This is a genomic window from Pseudomonas sp. PIC25 (assembly GCF_002286785.1).
Classification (GTDB): Bacteria; Pseudomonadota; Gammaproteobacteria; order Pseudomonadales; family Pseudomonadaceae; genus Pseudomonas_M.
Genome location: NZ_MUJY01000170.1, coordinates 39,469 through 55,801, shown reverse-complemented (window position 1 = coordinate 55,801; position 16,333 = coordinate 39,469). Strand labels below are relative to the sequence as shown.

The following is a 16,333-nucleotide window of genomic DNA, read 5'->3' as shown; positions in this document are numbered from 1 at the left end:
GGAATGCATCCTCGGACGCTCCGCGTCCATCCGGGCGGACGCAGAGCGTCCTGACCAGGGCTCCCACGCTGGAGCGTGGGAACCATCAATTCTCCGACGGATTCGCTTTTCGTAGGAGCCAGCTCTGCTGGCGAAGCTTTTGTGCAGCACCATTCGCGAGCAGAGCTCGCTCCTACCCCACGCCGTAGCCCCGGATAAGCGCCAGCGTAATCCGGGGCCGCGGGGTCCCGGATTACGCCCACGCTTATCCGGGCTACGATCCTGCGACCAACCCCTACTTCATCCCCAACCGCCGGCGCATGTCCGCCGTGATCGCCTGCCGGGTGTCGGCCATGTCTGCCCAGGGGTCGTCGTCGCCCAGCTCGTCCAAGCGTTCGAACAGGTTGCGGATGTTCCACAGATTCGCGCCCTTGAGGTCGGCCAGCTCTTCCCGGTGGATCGGCACCGACACCGGCAACCCCTCCCGTGCCCGTACCGAGTAGGCCGCCACCGAGGTCGCGCCGCGGCCGTTGCGCAGGTAGTCGATGAAGATCTTCCCGACGCGGTTTTTCGGCCCGCTGACGGCGGAAAAGCGGTCCGGCATCAGCTTGGCCATGTGCCGGGCGATGGCCTGGCTGAAGTCCTTCACCGCGTCCCAGCCCAGACGGCGGGTCAGCGGTACCACCACGTGGATGCCCTTGCCGCCGCTGGTCTTGAGGAAGGAGCGCAACCCCAGCTCGTCGAGCAGAGTCAGGGTCAACTGGGTCGCCTCGATCATGCGCTTCCAGGGCAATGCCGGGTCCGGGTCGAGGTCGAGGATGAAGCGGTCCGGGCGCTCCAGCTTCGGCACGGTGGCATTCCAGGTATGCAGCTCGATGGTGCCCATCTGCGCCGCGCCTACCAGCCCCTCGGGCGTGTCCACCAGCAGCACCGGTTGCGGGTCTTCCGGGTCCTCGGTCTGGTTGACGTGGGGCAGGCTCAGCTTGCCGGCGTGCTTCTGGAAGAACAGTTCGCCGTCGATACCCTCCGGCGCCCGCACCAGTGCTACCGGGCGTCCTTGCAGGTCGGGCAGGATCCAGGGGGCGACCCGTCCGTAGTATTGCGCCAGCTCCAGCTTGGTGGCGCCGATGGTCTTGTCGATGACGCGATCCGGGTGGCTGATCTTGATCTGACCGACACCGTCCGCGTTCGCCTTGGCCTGCCCGCTGCGTCGTTTCGGCACTGCCTCCTCCTCGACCTTCTCCGCCGGCTGCGCCCGTTCGCGGCTGATTGCCTTCGCCGGCTTGTCGGTACGCAAGCCGTGAAACACCGAATGCCGGATCACTCCGTCGCGGGTCATTTCCGCGTAGGCCACTTCGCACATCAGCTCGGGCTTCAGCCAGTGAGCGCCGCGGGCGTCCGCACCGGTAGGCGGGTTGACCACCGCCGGCCGCTCGATTTCCCGATCCTTGAGCTGCTTGTACACCGTGCGCAGGGTAGCCTCATTGAAACCGGTGCCCACCTTGCCGGCATAGCGTAGTTGGCCGCTGTCCTCGTCGTGCAGGCCGAGCAGCAGCGCGCCGAAAGCATTGCGCGCGCCCTTCGGGTCGGTATAGCCAACGATGATGAACTCCTGGCGGTTCTGGCACTTCACCTTGATCCAGCTGGAGCTGCGACGGGACACGTAAGGGCTGCCGGCGCGCTTGCCGATCAGGCCTTCCAGGCGCATCTGGCAGGCGCTCTCCAGCACCGCGTCAGGGTCTTCGGCAAAGTCCTCGGAGAAGCGCAGCAACGGGCTCTCGTTGTCCGCCATCAGTGCCGCCAGCGCGGCGCGACGCTGTTCCACCGCCACCTCGCGCAGGTCCATGCCGTTCAGGTACGGCGCATCGAACAGGTAATAGACGATGCGCTCGCTGCCGCCTATATCGAAGGCGTTCTGCAGGGCCTGGAAGTCCGGCAGCCCTTCCTCGTTCAGCACCACCACCTCGCCGTCCAGCCAGGCCGACTCCAGCCCCAGAGCGGCCAGCGCCTCGGCCTGCCGCGGCATCTTCGCCGTCCAGTCATGACCGTTACGGGTGATCAGGCGCACCTTGCCTTTTTCGATGCGGGTCATGATGCGGTAGCCGTCGAACTTGATCTCGTAGCGCCAGTCGCCATCCGGGACGGACTCGACCAGGGTCGCCAGTTGCGGCGTCAGCTTCTCCGGCATGGGCGCCTCGCGCGCGCCGGCCAGCCGCTGCCCTTCCTCCTTCTGGCCACGCCGCCGCGCCGGCGTCTTGATCGGCCGGCGCGCCTCGGCCGCCTTGGTGCCGCGCTGGCGCGGGATAATGGTGCGGTCGCTGATGACACTGTCCGGCTGGGCCTCGACGATGTCGTATTCGCTTTCCGGGCGCGCCGCTTCGTCGTTGGACTTGATCAGGAACCACTGCTCCTTGCTGCCCTGCATGTGCGTGCGCACCAGGTTCCAACTGCCGCTGAGCTTCTCACCCTCCAGGCTGAACTTGAGCTTGCCCTTGCGGTAGCCCTCGCGGGGATCGCCCTCCGGCGTCCAAACGCCCCGGTCCCAGACGATCACATCGCCGGCGCCGTAATGGCCCTCGGGGATATTTCCCTCGAAGTCCGCGTAGTCCAGCGGGTGGTCCTCGACATGCACCGCCAGCCGCCGCACCTTGGGATCGAGGCAGGGCCCCTTGGGCACCGCCCAGCTCTTCAGGGTGCCGTCCAGTTCCAGGCGGAAGTCGTAATGCAGGCGGGTCGCATCGTGTTTCTGGATGCAGTATTGCAGTGCGTGCTCCCCCGCCGCGACCTTGCGGCGGGTTCGCCGGGCCGCGCCGGAGGGCTCGGGTGTGGCGGAGAAATCGCGCTTGCGGTTGTACTCTTCCAGCGGCTTGGCCATGGGATCGCCTCTCGCTTGGTCTAGAAGCTTAGAGATGCGCGGCCCCCCAGGGGTTCTATAAGAATGACCTGTTATTGCGGACGCCCCGGCTCCTCGGGCCCGCCTTCTTCCTCGATATCCTCCAGCTTCAGTTCCAGCCCCCAGGCCGGGGCGTCCACAGGCTTGGCCGGTTCGGGAGCGCTGGGCGCCGCGGGCTGGGCGGTGGCCGGGGTGTCCTTGTAGAGTTTCAGCTTGAGGCGGACATTGTTGGCCGAGTCGGCGTTCTTGATCGCTTCCTCTTCGCTGATGGCGCCCTCGTTGGCCAGGTCGATCAGCGCCTGATCGAAGGTCTGCATGCCCAGGTTCTTCGATTTCTCCATCACCTCCTTGATCGAGCTGAGTTCGCTGCGCTTGATCAGGTCGCGCACGGTCGGCGTGCCGAGCAGCACTTCCACGGCGGCGCGGCGCTTGCCGTCGACGGTCTTGACCAGCCGCTGGGAGACGAACGCCTTGAGGTTGTTGCCCAAGTCGTTGAGCAGCTGCGGGCGGCGGTCTTCCGGGAAGAAGTTGATGATGCGATCCAGCGCCTGGTTGGCGTTGTTGGCGTGCAGGGTGGAAATCGCCAGGTGACCGGTATCGGCGAACGCCAGGGCATGCTCCATGGTCTCGCGGTCGCGGATTTCGCCGATCAGGATCACGTCCGGCGCCTGGCGCAGGGTGTTCTTCAGCGCGGCATGGAAGCTGCGGGTATCCACGCCCACCTCGCGCTGGTTGATGATGGATTTCTTGTGCCGGTGCACGTATTCCACCGGATCCTCGATGGTGATGATATGCCCGCCGCTGTTGCGGTTGCGGTAGTCGATCAATGCCGCCAGGGAGGTGGACTTGCCGGAGCCGGTGCCGCCGACGAACAGCACCAGTCCCCGCTTCTCCATCACCACCTTGAGCAGCACTTCCGGCAGCTTGAGGTCCTCGAACTTCGGAATCTCCATCTTGATGTTGCGCGCGACGATGGATACCTCGTTGCGCTGCTTGAAGATGTTGATACGGAAGCGGCCGATGTGCGGCAGCGAGATCGCCAGGTTCATCTCCAGCTCCCGTTCGAATTCGGCCCGTTGCTCGGCGTCCATGACCGACTCGGCGATCTTCGCCACCTCCCCCGGCTTCAGCGGTTCGGCACTGAGCGGCTTGAGCACGCCATTGAACTTGGCGCAGGGCGGTGCGCCCGTGGAGAGGTAGAGGTCGGAACCGTCCTGGCTGGCCAGGATTTTCAGCATCGATTGGATATCCATGGAGCACTCTTCTTACGCTAAAGGATGACGCACCGCCGACCGGGACCGACGAAAAACTGGCGCCAACGAACCGGCGACTGTATGGTCTTGGGTTCAGGCACAATGCCTAGCCCATCACAGAATCGGACTCCCACATGCCCAAAGCCATGGCCCGCCACATCCTGGTCAAGACCGAGGCCGAAGCCGAACAACTGAAAAAACGCCTCGCCAACGGCGAAGCCTTCGATGCCCTGGCGAAGAAACACTCGCTCTGCCCGTCCGGCAAACGCGGCGGCGATCTCGGCGAGGTCCGCCCCGGCCAGATGGTGCGGGCCATCGATCAGGTGATCTTCAAGAAGCCCCTGCGCACCGTACACGGGCCGATCAAGAGCGTCTTCGGCTACCACCTAGTACAAGTGTTCTATCGAGAATGACCACAAAAACCGGAAAATGGCCGGTTTCCGCCCGTCGACCGCTGCCGTTCGGCGAATTGTGGCGAGGGCAACGGATAGGTTGCGCGGTTTGGTGGTCTGTCACTCATGCATCGTAGCGACAGCCCCCGCCCGAAGGAGTATGCAGGATGCAACCGGAGCGACAGTTCACAGGCCCCATGAATCTGATAACGGCCCCGCGGATGCCCCGTTTTCCCTTCGATGGCGGAGAGATGGGGCAGAAGGTCCGCACCTTCGATTGGAGTGCCACTCCGCTCGGCCCGATCCAGGACTGGCCGACCGTGCTGCGCGTCACCGTGGAATTCGTCCTCAACTCTAAATTCCCCAAGTGCCTGGTGTGGGGACCCTCCCTCACCTCGATCTACAACGATGCCTTCAAGCCGATCCTCGGCAACAAACCGGAAGCACTGGGGCGGCCGTTCGACGAGATATGGAGCGAAGCCTGGGACGCCATCGGCCCGATCGCCGAGCGCGCGTTTTCCGGCGAGGCGACCTATATCGAGGATTTCCCGCTCGCCATCAACCGCCACGGCCACTTGGAGCAGACCTTCTTCACCTTCTGCTACAGCCCGGTACGGGACGAGAACGGCGTGGTCGTCGGCATGATGGATACCGTTATCGAAATGACCGGCAAGTACCTCGCCGAACGCCAGTTGCGCGAACTCGCCAACTCGCTGGAAAAGCAGGTCGCCGAACGCACCGCCGACCGCAACCGCCTCTGGCAGTTATCCACCGACATCATGCTGGTGACCCACTTCGATAGCACGATCACCGCAGCCAACCCCGCCTGGCAGCGCATGCTCGGCTGGAGCGAGCAGGAACTGGTCGGCCAACGGGCACTGAGCCTCATCCACCGCGAGGACCTGCATCGCACCATCCGCACCATCCGCCTGTTGTCCCGCGGCACGCCGATCTCCGGCCTGGACAACCGCGTCCGCCACAAGGACGGCAGCTACCGCTGGATCAGTTGGAACGCGGTACCCGGCGATGGCCTGATCAATGCCGTGGGGAGGGACTTCACTGCGGAAAAGGAGCAGGCCGAAGCCCTCCAGCAAGCCGAGGAGAACCTTCGCCACAGCCAGAAGATGGAAGCGGTCGGCCAGCTCACCGGCGGCTTGGCGCACGACTTCAATAACCTGCTGCTGAGCATCGGCGGCAGCCTGGAATTGCTGGGCGAGCGGCTCCGCCAGGGGCGTACCCGGGACCTCGAGCGCTACATCGAGGCGGCCCAGGGCGCGACCCAGCGCGCGGCCTCCCTGACCCACCGCCTGCTGGCCTTTTCCCGGCGCCAGACCCTCGATCCGCGGCCGACCCGGATCAACCACCTGATCGCCGACATGGAAGAACTGATCCGCCACACCATGGGGCCAACGATCCGGGTGGATATCATCCGCTCCGCGGACTCCTGGACCGCCCTGGTGGATCGCAACCAGTTGGAAAACTCCCTGCTCAACCTCTGCATCAACGCACGCGACGCAATGCCGGAAGGTGGGCGGCTGGTCATCGAGACGGCCAACGTCGAGCTGGGGGCAAAAGCCGCCGGCGCGCTGGAGTTGGCGCCCGGCGAATACCTGTCGCTGAAGGTCAGCGATACCGGCATGGGCATGTCGGCGGAAGTCGCCAAACGGGCCTGCGAACCCTTCTTCACCACTAAACCCACCGGCCAGGGTACCGGGCTGGGGCTTTCCATGGTGTACGGCTTCGCCCAACAGTCCGGCGGCCAGGTACGGATCCACTCGGAAACCGGCCAGGGGACATCCGTCATGCTCTACCTGCCGCGCCACGCGGGTGAGCCGGAAGCCCCCAGCAAGATGGCGCCGACCTCCGACATGCCGGTGGCCAGCCAGGGCGAAACCGTACTGGTGATCGATGACGAGGCGACCCTGCGCATGCTGGTGACCGAAGTGCTGGAAGACCTCGGCTACGCCACCCTCGAGGCCGCGGAAGGCCCGTCCGGCCTGGCGTTGCTGGAATCAGGCCGGCCCGTGGACCTGCTGATCACCGACATCGGCCTGCCCGGCGGCATGAATGGCCGCCAGGTCGCCGACGCCGCGCGCCGGATCCGGCCGGGGCTGAAAGTGTTGTTCATCACCGGCTATGCCGAGAACGCGGTGGTCGGCAACGACCGCCTGGAGCCGGACATGCAAATCCTGACCAAGCCTTTCACCCTGGACGCCCTGGCCAATCGGATCAAGGGCCTGCTCGGCTGAATGGGCAAGCGGCCGTCGGGCGGACGAGTCCCCACATCCGCCCCTACCACATTCCGCTCTCTGTAGGAGCCAGCTCTCCTGGCGAAGCTCTTGTATAGCCCCATTCGCGAGCAGAGCTCGCTCCTACAAAGCGCCGCGTCCGGACCTCGGCGTGGGAGCGAATTCATTCGCGATGGGCTGAAAGGTAGCTTCGCGGATGAATCCGCTCCTACAGGTTGCGTACCACTCAGACCTGCTTTTCGTAGGAGCCAGCTCTGCTGGCGAAGCTCCACGCAGGATACGACTCAGCGCCCATCACCCAGCGGCAACATGCGCAGCAGCACCCCATCGCGTTTCACGTAATGGTGGAACAACGCGGCCACCGCATGCAGGCCGATCAGCCAATAACCGGCTTGGCCGAGCGCTTCGTGCAATTCCTTCAGCTCACCCGCGAGCTCCTTGTCCGGGGCCACCAGGGCCGGCAATTCCAGGCCGAAGAACGGAATCGGCTTGCCAGCCGCGCTGAGGATCAGCCAACCCACGAACGGCAGGCCGATCATCAGGCCATACAGAGCAAGGTGCATGGCCTTCGCCAACCAACCCTGCCAGGCCGGAACGGCGGGTTCGTCACGCAGCGAGGGGCCAAGAATGCGCGCCAGCAAACGCAACCAAACCAGGGCGAACACCGCCAGGCCCAGCATGAAGTGCCATTGCTTGAGCAACTCGCGAGTTTCGCTACCTTTGGGGAAGTTGCCTTTCAGCTCGATGCAGGCATACACGCCGGCGATCAGCAGCAGCATCAGCCAATGCAGGCCAATGGAAAGGCGGCTGTAGCGTTGAGAGAGATAGGTCATCGGAAACGCTCCTTGTGTGAGGAAGTGTCGCGATCCTAAGGCTGGACACTTAAGGAAACCTTACCCCTCACACTTCACGCGGGAAACGCACCCGGACTTCCAGTCCGCCCAGCGGCGATTCGAGCAATTCGACATCCGCCCGGTGCAGCTCCGCCACCCGCGCGACGATGGACAACCCCAGCCCGGCACCCTGCCCTTCGCCCTGGCGGAAGAAGCGTTCGAACACCTGGGTACGCATTTCCAGCGGCACGCCGGGGCCGCTGTCCAAGACGCGCAGCGACACGGCATCTCCGGTGCCTTCCAGGCACACCTGGATCTGCCCGCCGGGCGGGGTGTATTGCAAGGCGTTGCCGACCAGGTTCTGCAGCAGGGTCTCCAGGCTGGCCGCATCGCCCATCAGGCGATAATCGCCGCCGTCTGCCGCTTCCAGGGTCAGTTCCTGACGGCGGTTCAGCGCCAGAGGCGTCAGTTCCGCCAGGGCGCCACGGGCCAGCGCGCACAGGTCGAGACGGGCCATGGCCAGTTGCACGGCATTCGGCTCCAGCCGGGCCAGGGTCAACATCTGCGCCACCACCCGGGTGGTCCGGTCCACGCCGGCGATGAGCTGCGCCAATGCATCGGCGCGGTCATGCTCATCGGCCGCCTCCATCGCGTTCTGCGCGTGGATGCGCAGCACCGCCAGGGGCGTGCGCAGCTCATGGGCGGCATCGGCGATGAAGCGTTTCTCCCGCTCGATCAGTTGAGTGACCTGCAACAACAGGCGGTTCAAGGACGCCACCACCGGCTCCAGCTCCCTCGGCAAGGGTTGCAGGATCAGCGGAGACAGATCGTCCGGGCCGCGCGCCTTGAGCGACTGGGTCATGCGCACCAAGGGCCGCAGCCCCCAGCCCACCGCCAGCCACACCAGAATCGCCAGTACCGGCAGCCCCACCAGATCGGGCAGCAGGCTGCGGGCGGCAATCTTGCCCACCAGCTCGCCGCGCACACTGTCGCGCTCGCCGACCAGCAGCCAGGCGCGGTCCTCCCGGTCGTGCAGGAGGAACAACCTCCAGCCGTGTCCGGCCATGCGCAGGTCGTGGTAGCCCTCCAGGGCGGTGCTCGGGGCGGCCGCCCCGACGCTACTCAGCAAAACCTGCAAGGCATCCGCCGGGATACTCGCCGAATGCAGCAGCGAGCGGCCCTGCTCGTCGGCAACCTGGAAACCGAGCTTGCCCTCGTAGCGGTGACCCGCCTTGCGTTCCTGACCGCCCACCAGTGCGGCATCCAGGGCAGCCTGCAGTTCGCTGCGGTTGGCGTCGCTCATGTCGCGTCCGACCAGCCCTTGCAGCAGACGCGCGCTCTGCGCCAACTGGGCGTCGAACAGCTCCTCGATCTCATGGTGGGCGTCGCGGTAGCTCTTCCAGGAGATCAACCCCAGCGAGACGCCGAGCAAGCCGAGCACCAGCAGCAAGGTACGGGCACGGATCGAACGCATCAGAGCTTGTCCACCAGATAGCCGACACCCCGCACGGTGCGGATCAGCTCGGGGAAGAACTTGCGACGCAGGTGGTGCACATGCACTTCCAGGGCATTGCTCTCCACCTCTTCATCCCAGCCGTAGAGCACCTGCTGCAGCTTGTCGCGGGTCAGCACACGGCCCGGGTGGGCGAGCAGCTCGTGGAGCAGCATGAACTCCTTGCGCGACAGGTTCACCGCCTCGCCCCGGTAGGTGACCTGCTGGTTCACCGGATCGAGGCGGATGTCCTGGTATTCCAGCGCCGGCTGCGGGCGGTTGAGGCTGCGCCGGACCAGCGCGCGCAAACGGGCCTTGAGTTCGGCGACATCGAACGGCTTGACCAGGTAATCGTCCGCCCCGGCGTCGAGCCCGGCGACCCGGTCGCCGGTGGCGTCGCGGGCGGTGAGCACCAGCACCGGCACCGGGTTGGCCGCCGCGCGCAGGCGCCGCAGCACTTCCAACCCATCCAGGCGCGGCAGGCCAAGGTCGAGGACGGCCACATCGAAGTCCTCGTGGCTCAGTGCATGCAGCGCGCTGGCGCCGTCCTGCAACCAGTCGACGGTGTAGCCCTCCGGCTTGAGCGCCGTGCGGATGCCCTCGCCCAGCGCACCGTCATCTTCAACCAACAACAATCGCATGGAGACGTCCCGTATCGCCGGCCCCGCCGGATGGCGCCATTCAACCGCAGTGCGCGCCATCATTCCAGCTTCTTGCTGACCTCTGCCAGCAGCGCGCGCGCCTCTTCGCGGCGGCCCTTGTCGGCCAGCTCGCGGCCGGGGCGGTCCGGTGCCTGCAACGCCGTTTCCAGGGCGGCCCGGGCCTCCGCATAGCGCTTCTGGCGCAGCAGGTAGTCGCCGTAGAAATAGTTCGGGTCAATGCCCTTGGGGTTGAGCGCCAGCGCCTGCTTCAGCATCGCCTCGGCCTTCTCGTCGTCGCCAAAGCCGATCGGCCAGCCGGGCACTTGGTAGTAGAGACTGCCCAGGCTGGTATAGGCGGAGCCGTCGAGGGCCTTGGGGTTCACCGCCAGGGCCTGCTCCAGGCTGGCACGCGCCTGCTTGACCAAATCCAGCGCGCCGAGCCCACCCTTGGCGCCGGCCCAGGTGCTGAGGATGATGCCGCGCCAGATCAGCAGCTCGGCCGCCTTCGGTTCGCGGGCCAGGGCCTGCTCGGCTTCCTTGGCGAGACCGGCGAACGCTGCTTCGCGCTGCTTTTCCGGCAGGTCGTAGCGGATTTCCGCCCAGCGCGTCTGCAAATGGCCCAGCATCTGCTGGCCGCTGTCGCTGAGGGCGAATGCCGGCAGGCTGAGCAGGCCGCCCAGGGCCAGGCAAAGGGAAATCAGGACTCTCATAGGGTTCTCCAAGTCAGGAACGGTGACGGGCAAAGCGTTGGATGACCGGCAGTTGCTTGCGCAGCGCCTGGTCCACCACCCGCGGCAACAGGCTGTTGAGGCGGACGAAGAGTTTTTCCGGCCAGCCCAGGTAGCTTTCCTCTCGCTCGCGGAGGATCGCCTCGACGATCCGCACGGCCACCGCCTGCGGCGCGTCCATGCTCACGTTCAGTTCGTCGTTCATCGCCACCACGCGGTCGCCGTTCATGGCCGTGCGGGTAGCACGCGGGGCGATGTAGAGCACCTTGATGCAGGTGTCCGCCAGCTCGCGACGCAGTGCCTCGGAGAAGCCGCGCACAGCGAACTTGCTGGCGCAATAGGCGGTGAAACCGGCGTAGCCGATGGAGCCGAAGGTGGAACCGACATTCACTACCAGCGCGCGCGGCGCATGGCGCAACAGCGGCAGCAGGCGATGGGTGAGTTGTAGCGGCGCGGTGAGGTTCACCTCGACCAGCGCGGCGATGGCGTCCTCGTCCTGGGATTCCAGCAGGCAGAACTGGTTGACCCCGGCTGCATTGATCAAGCAATTGACCCCACCGAAACGCCGCGCAGCACTCAACACCGCGTCGCGCCCGGTGCTCTCGCGCAGGTCGGCCTGGACCACCTCGACCTGCCCGGGAAAGCGCTGCGCCAGGGCCCGCAGGGTATCGCCCTGGCGCCCCACCAGCAGCACCTTGGCACCGCCGGCGCAGAGCCGTTCGACCAGCGCCTGGCCGATCCCGCCGCTGGCGCCGGTGAGCACGGCGCGGCATTCGGAGAGTTTCATGATCGGCCCTCAGGACAGCGGCAAGCTGCGGAACATGTCGCCGTACAGGCGGTACACCACCTTGGCGGTATGCACCACGGCGGCCTGGTCGCGCGGGTCGCCGAGGCGGTTCATCAGCCCCTTGAACAGCTCGATGTGCTCCAGGTCCAAGCTGCCGTGGGAGGTCAGGTAGCTGAACGCCTGGGGCGGCAGGCCGAGCTGGCCCTGGATGATGCCGGCGGCCTGGGTGGCGAGCATGACGCTGGTCCCCTCCAGCACGTTGACCATGCCGAAGAAACCCACCGGGTTGTCGCGGGCGATACGGTCGTAGACATAAGCGACCATCAGCTCCGTGGCCAACCCCGGCGTACCATTGCGCACCGCCTCGGCATCGCCGTCACAGGCGCGAATGTCGTTGAGAATCCACTCGTGGTGGCCGTATTCCTCCTCGATGTACTCGGCAATCGCCTCGCGCAGCCACTCCAGCCGCTCCGGCAAGCGCGCCCCGCATGCCATCAGCAGCGGCACGGTGTGCTTGACGTGGTGGTAGGCCTCGGTAAGGAACGCCTTGTAGCTGGCCAGGCTGACCTTGCCGGCCATGGTCTGCTGGATGATCGGTGCGCCGAGCAGGTAGTCGCGCTCGGCAGCGGTCTGTTCTTGCAGCGTCTCGTAAAAACTCATGGTCTGTCCTCGGGGGAAATGGCCGCGAAGGCCGACTGGTAGTGATCGAGCAAGGCGGCGCGGCGCAGCCGGCCGTTGGCGGTGGCCAGGCCGTTGGCCTCGTTGAAGGGTTGTTCGGCGCGCAGCCAGCGATGAACGCGGGCGTAATCGGGCAGCACGCGATTGACTTTTGCCACCGCAGCGGCCAGTTCGTCGTCGCTACAAGTGGGGAAGCGCGGCACCAGCACGGCGATGTTTTCCGCCAGCGCCTCGCCATGCAGCCAGGCCTGGGCGATGGGAAGCTGCTGTACCAGCTCGGCTTCCACCCATTCCGGGTTGACGTTGCGGCCGTAGGCGGTGATGAACTGATGCTTGCGACGGCCATGCAGAACGAGGAATCCCTCGTCGAAATGCCCCAGGTCGCCGGTGGCGAGCCACTCGTCCTGTGGTGCCGGTTCGCCGAGATAACCGAGCAGGCGTGCCCCGCGCACCAGCACCTCGCCGTCCTCGCTCAGCCGTACCTCCAGATGCGGCAGTGGCTTGCCGACCGTACCGATACGACGCGCCTCCGGCGTGTTCAAACAAACCACCGAAGCGCACTCGGACAGCCCGTAACCCTCGAATACCGGCAGGCCGAGCGCATCGGCGCGTTGCAACAACTGCTCCGCCACCCGTCCACCGCCCACCGCGACGAAGCGCAGCGAGTCGGGCAACGGCATCCCGCGCTCGGCGGCAGTCACCAAGGCCAGAAGCAGTTGCGGCAGGAGAATCAGGCTGTGCGGCCGGCTCTGCGCCAGCGTGGTGAGAAAGCATGGTAGGTCGAGACCGCTGCCGCCCTTGATTCCCACATCCGCCAGCGACGGCAGGTCGATCTCGGCACCGGCCAGCAGCGGCACGTAGATACCGGCAATGTTCTCCAGCAGCACCGCCAGCGGCAAGATGCACAGATGCCGCTCCACCTCACGGGACCGGCTGGACTGCCAGAGGCTCTCCGCCACCCGTAGCTGCACCTCGGCATCCAGGCAAACGCCCTTCGGCTGGCCAGTGGTGCCGGAGGTGTAGGTGATCTTCCGTGTGCCGGCCGGCAACGCCGTGACCTCGCCCGGATCGCGCTGCCACAGGCCCGGCAGGCGCTCCTCGAAGCCGAGGGCGCGAGCCGTTTCGTCGGCGGCGCCAATCAGCGTATCGATGCCGGCGCTGTCCAGCACATGGCGCCGCTGCCCCGACGAAAAGAACCCCGGCAGCGGCACGCAGACCTTGCCGGCGCGCAGCAACGCCAGGTCCCATAGCGCCCACTCGGGGCCGTTGTCCAGCGCCAGCGCAACCCGCCGGACGCAGAGCGCCTCCAACTGCCCGGCACGCTCTTCGGCCTCCCGGCGCAGCGCAACATAACTCAGCGACAATGCACCCTGGCGCAGGGCGACCCGCTCGCCGTGCGCCGCCAGCGCGGCCCACAGCCGGTCAATGGCAGGCTGCATGGGGCAAAGCTCCTTCGCTGTAGAGGGCGCGATAGCCCAACCGTGGGTAAACGCCCATCTGCACCAGGCGCTGATGGCCACCCAGGATTTCCCCGGCCATGACCTGCGGATGATTGGCGTAATAGCTGCCCCAGTCGGCCTGCTCGGCACCCAGGCAGACCGGATCGGCTGGCCCCAGGGACAGGGGCGACAGCTCCAGCCGCTGGAAGCTGTTCAGCAGCGCGGGCGTACCGGTGAAGGTGACCCAGCGGAAACCGCAGGCCACCAGCAGGTCGGTGAGCGCCACGATCAGCAGCCGCGCCGCCCCGGCACCCAGGGCGGCCAGATTGCCCACCTCGACGATGTCGCGCCGCGCAATCGGTTGGCCGCTGTACCCGGCGATCACCTGCTCGATGGGCCGGTCCAGATAGCGTTCGAGAAACAGCGGCGCCTCCCCCGCCGCACGCAACCCCACCGCCCCCCGCACCGCGCCGTCCGCGCTTTCCAGCCCGAGCAGGCAAGGCATGAAATGCCGGACACGCGCCCCATAGTGCTCGGCGAAACGCTCGCGGATGAACGCCTCCAGCAACGCCCGGCGCTCACCGTGGCGGTGCTGGGCATAACGCAGACCGAACGCCGGCTCGCGGCCGATCCGGGCGAGCAAACCGTCAGCATGAATCCCAGGCAGTTCCATACCGGAACCTCTCGTGATGAACCTGGGACGGATTGTTGGGAGCCAGGCTTAAGGGAGTCTTAAGCCTGGGGAAGAGGCAGGTGCGGACCTGTAGGAAGAGCGAATTTATTCGAAGAAGCTTCGCCAGCAGAGCGGGCTCCTACGAGAAGCGGTGTGGATCGCCTCATCCGTTCGTTTATCGCCCATATTCTGGATCCAGGAGACCGAATCAATTTGACCTTTCTTTAGAAAATCCCTGTTATTGGATCCAATCAGAACAAAAGGCCTGGAGGCTACCGATGTTTCCCAAGAATGCCTGGTACGTTGCCTGCACCCCTGACGAGATTGCGGAGAAGCCGCTGGGACGGATGATCTGTGGCGAGCGGATCGCCTTCTACCGAGGCCCCGAGGGCAAGGTGGCGGCCGTGGAGGATTTCTGTCCGCACCGTGGAGCGCCCTTGTCGCTGGGCTTCGTGCGCGACGGGCAACTGGTCTGCGGCTATCACGGACTGGTGATGGGGTGCGACGGCAAGACCCGCGAAATGCCTGGCCAGCGGGTTCATGGCTTTCCCTGTATCCGCGCGTTCCCGGTGGAGGAACGCTACGGATTCATCTGGATCTGGGTCGGTGATGCCGCGCTGGCGGACCCGGCTAAGATTCATCGCCTCGAATGGGCGGACAACCCCGACTGGGCCTACGGCGGCGGGCTGTACCACATCCAGTGCGACTACCGCCTGATGATCGACAACCTGATGGACCTGACCCACGAGACCTACGTCCACGCCAGCAGCATCGGCCAGCCGGAAATCGACGAAGCGCCGGTGAGCACCAAGGTGGAAGGCGAAACCGTGATCACCAGCCGCTTCATGGAAAACATCATGGCCCCGCCGTTCTGGCGCGCGGCGTTGCGCGGCAATGGGCTGGCCGACGACGTGCCGGTGGATCGCTGGCAGATCTGCCGCTTCACCCCACCCAGCCACGTGCTGATCGACGTGGGCGTCGCCCATGCCGGCCACGGCGGCTATCACGCCGAACCGCAGCACAAGGCCGGCAGCATCGTGGTCGACTTCATCACTCCCGAGACGGAGACCTCCATCTGGTACTTCTGGGGCATGGCGCGCAACTTCCAGCCACAGGACACCGAACTCACCGCGCGGATTCGCGAAGGCCAGGGCAGGATTTTCGCCGAGGACCTTGAGATGCTGGAGCGGCAGCAGAAGAACCTGCTGGCCTATCCCGAACGCAGCCTGCTGAAACTGAACATCGACGCCGGCGGCGTGCAGGCCCGGCGCATCCTCGACCGTCTCGTCGCCGCCGAGCGCCAGGTCCGGGAAGGGAGCGCCGCATGATCGACGTCATCGTAGTCGCGCGGCAGATGGAAGCCCGCGACATCGCCACCCTGTTCCTCGCCCGGCCGGACGGCTCGCCCCTGCCGGCGTTCGGTGCCGGCTCGCACATCGACGTGCACCTGCCCAACGGCCTGGTGCGCCAGTATTCCCTGTGCAACCCGCCGGGCGAGCGACAGAGCTACCAGATCGGCGTGCTCCGCGACCCCGCCTCGCGCGGTGGCTCCCAGGCGGTCCACGACCTGCTCAAACCCGGCGAGCGGCTGCGCATCGGCGAGCCGCGCAACCTGTTCCCCCTGGAGGAGCGCGCCGGACGCAGCCTGCTGTTCGCCGGCGGCATCGGCATCACGCCGATCCTCTGCATGGCGGAACGGCTGGCCCAACTCGGCGCCGATTTCGCGCTGCATTACTGTGCCCGCTCGGCCGAGCGCGCCGCCTTCGTCGGCCGCCTGCGCGGCTCGATGTTCGCCGACCGGGTGCACCTGCACTTCGACGACGGCGAATCCGGCCAACGCCTCGACGCCGCGCGCCTGCTGGCCGGGCCCGACGACGATACGCATCTCTACGTCTGCGGCCCCAACGGTTTCATGAGCCACGTGCTGGACACCGCCCAGTCCCTGGGCTGGGCCGAGGGCCGCCTGCATCGCGAATACTTCGCGGCCCCCGTGCAGGCAGAAAGCGCCAGCGATGCCTTCGAAATCCAGTTGGCCAGCAGCGGGCAGGTCTTCCGCGTCCCCACGGACAAATCGGTGGTTCAGGTATTGGACGAAGCCGGCGTGTGCATTCCGGTCTCCTGCGAACAAGGCATCTGCGGCACCTGCCTGACCCGTGTACTGGATGGTGTACCGGAACATCGCGACCTGTTCATGACGGACGACGAACGCGCCCGCAACGACCAGTTCACCCCCTGCTGCTCACGGGCCCGAAGCGCCCGCCTGCTGCTCGATTTATGATGTCGGCACGGCATTACG

14 protein-coding genes are annotated in these 16,333 nt (G+C 66.0%); 4 read left to right on the top strand and 10 right to left on the bottom strand.

Annotation, left to right across the window (positions count from 1 at the left end; all coding sequences use genetic code 11):
• Positions 1-274: 274 nt before the first annotated feature.
• Together ligD and BZL41_RS21965 are read right to left on the bottom strand one after the other, a co-directional pair.
• Positions 275-2,854, bottom strand: coding sequence for a DNA ligase D (gene ligD / locus BZL41_RS21970; protein ID WP_095601245.1), 2,580 nt, complete (start codon positions 2,852-2,854; stop codon positions 275-277).
• 71 nt (positions 2,855-2,925) lie between these two features.
• Entirely contained in the window at positions 2,926-4,125 is a 1,200-nt protein-coding gene (locus tag BZL41_RS21965) for a PilT/PilU family type 4a pilus ATPase (RefSeq protein ID WP_174706196.1), read from the bottom strand.
• A 134-nt stretch (positions 4,126-4,259) separates the two neighbouring features.
• On the opposite strand from BZL41_RS21965, the gene BZL41_RS21960 reads away from it, so the two are divergent.
• On the top strand, positions 4,260-4,538 hold the full coding sequence (locus tag BZL41_RS21960; protein WP_095601244.1) for a peptidylprolyl isomerase: 279 nt from the start codon (positions 4,260-4,262) through the stop codon (positions 4,536-4,538).
• A 200-nt stretch (positions 4,539-4,738) separates the two neighbouring features.
• Positions 4,739-6,766, top strand: coding sequence for a PAS domain-containing sensor histidine kinase (locus BZL41_RS21955; protein WP_256578223.1), 2,028 nt, complete (start codon positions 4,739-4,741; stop codon positions 6,764-6,766).
• Between the two features lie 284 nt (positions 6,767-7,050).
• Here BZL41_RS21955 and BZL41_RS21950 read toward each other — a convergent pair whose 3' ends face one another.
• The 8 genes from BZL41_RS21950 to BZL41_RS21915 form a co-directional block, all read right to left on the bottom strand.
• Complete coding sequence (locus tag BZL41_RS21950) at positions 7,051-7,599, bottom strand: cytochrome b (RefSeq protein WP_095601243.1); 549 nt, start codon at positions 7,597-7,599, stop codon at positions 7,051-7,053.
• 67 nt (positions 7,600-7,666) lie between these two features.
• A complete protein-coding gene (locus BZL41_RS21945; protein WP_095601242.1) occupies positions 7,667-9,073 on the bottom strand; it encodes an ATP-binding protein in 1,407 nt (468 codons plus the stop codon).
• Complete coding sequence (locus BZL41_RS21940) at positions 9,073-9,732, bottom strand: response regulator transcription factor (RefSeq protein WP_095601248.1); 660 nt, start codon at positions 9,730-9,732, stop codon at positions 9,073-9,075. The genes BZL41_RS21945 and BZL41_RS21940 overlap by 1 nt, the downstream gene beginning before the upstream one ends.
• 59 nt (positions 9,733-9,791) lie before the next feature.
• The gene (locus BZL41_RS21935; protein WP_095601241.1) at positions 9,792-10,442 is read right to left on the bottom strand and encodes a tetratricopeptide repeat protein; all 651 of its coding nucleotides are present in this window, start codon (positions 10,440-10,442) and stop codon (positions 9,792-9,794) included.
• A gap of 13 nt (positions 10,443-10,455) precedes the next feature.
• Positions 10,456-11,247 (bottom strand): SDR family oxidoreductase, encoded by a 792-nt coding sequence (locus tag BZL41_RS21930; RefSeq protein ID WP_095601240.1) that lies wholly within the window; start codon positions 11,245-11,247, stop codon positions 10,456-10,458.
• 9 nt (positions 11,248-11,256) lie between these two features.
• On the bottom strand, positions 11,257-11,907 hold the full coding sequence (locus tag BZL41_RS21925; protein WP_095601239.1) for a TenA family transcriptional regulator: 651 nt from the start codon (positions 11,905-11,907) through the stop codon (positions 11,257-11,259).
• Positions 11,904-13,364, bottom strand: a complete 1,461-nt coding sequence (locus BZL41_RS21920) for an AMP-binding protein (protein WP_095601238.1) — start codon at positions 13,362-13,364, stop codon at positions 11,904-11,906. Before BZL41_RS21920 ends, BZL41_RS21925 begins: the two co-directional genes overlap by 4 nt.
• Complete coding sequence (locus BZL41_RS21915) at positions 13,348-14,037, bottom strand: thermostable hemolysin (RefSeq protein ID WP_095601237.1); 690 nt, start codon at positions 14,035-14,037, stop codon at positions 13,348-13,350. Before BZL41_RS21915 ends, BZL41_RS21920 begins: the two co-directional genes overlap by 17 nt.
• A gap of 278 nt (positions 14,038-14,315) precedes the next feature.
• Here BZL41_RS21915 and BZL41_RS21910 point away from each other — a divergent pair, with 278 nt between their 5' ends.
• Positions 14,316-15,365: an aromatic ring-hydroxylating dioxygenase subunit alpha gene (locus tag BZL41_RS21910; protein ID WP_095601236.1), complete on the top strand. Its 1,050-nt coding sequence runs from the start codon at positions 14,316-14,318 to the stop codon at positions 15,363-15,365.
• Positions 15,362-16,315, top strand: a complete 954-nt coding sequence (locus BZL41_RS21905) for a PDR/VanB family oxidoreductase (protein WP_095601235.1) — start codon at positions 15,362-15,364, stop codon at positions 16,313-16,315. The genes BZL41_RS21910 and BZL41_RS21905 overlap by 4 nt, the downstream gene beginning before the upstream one ends.
• Positions 16,316-16,333 lie beyond the last annotated feature (18 nt).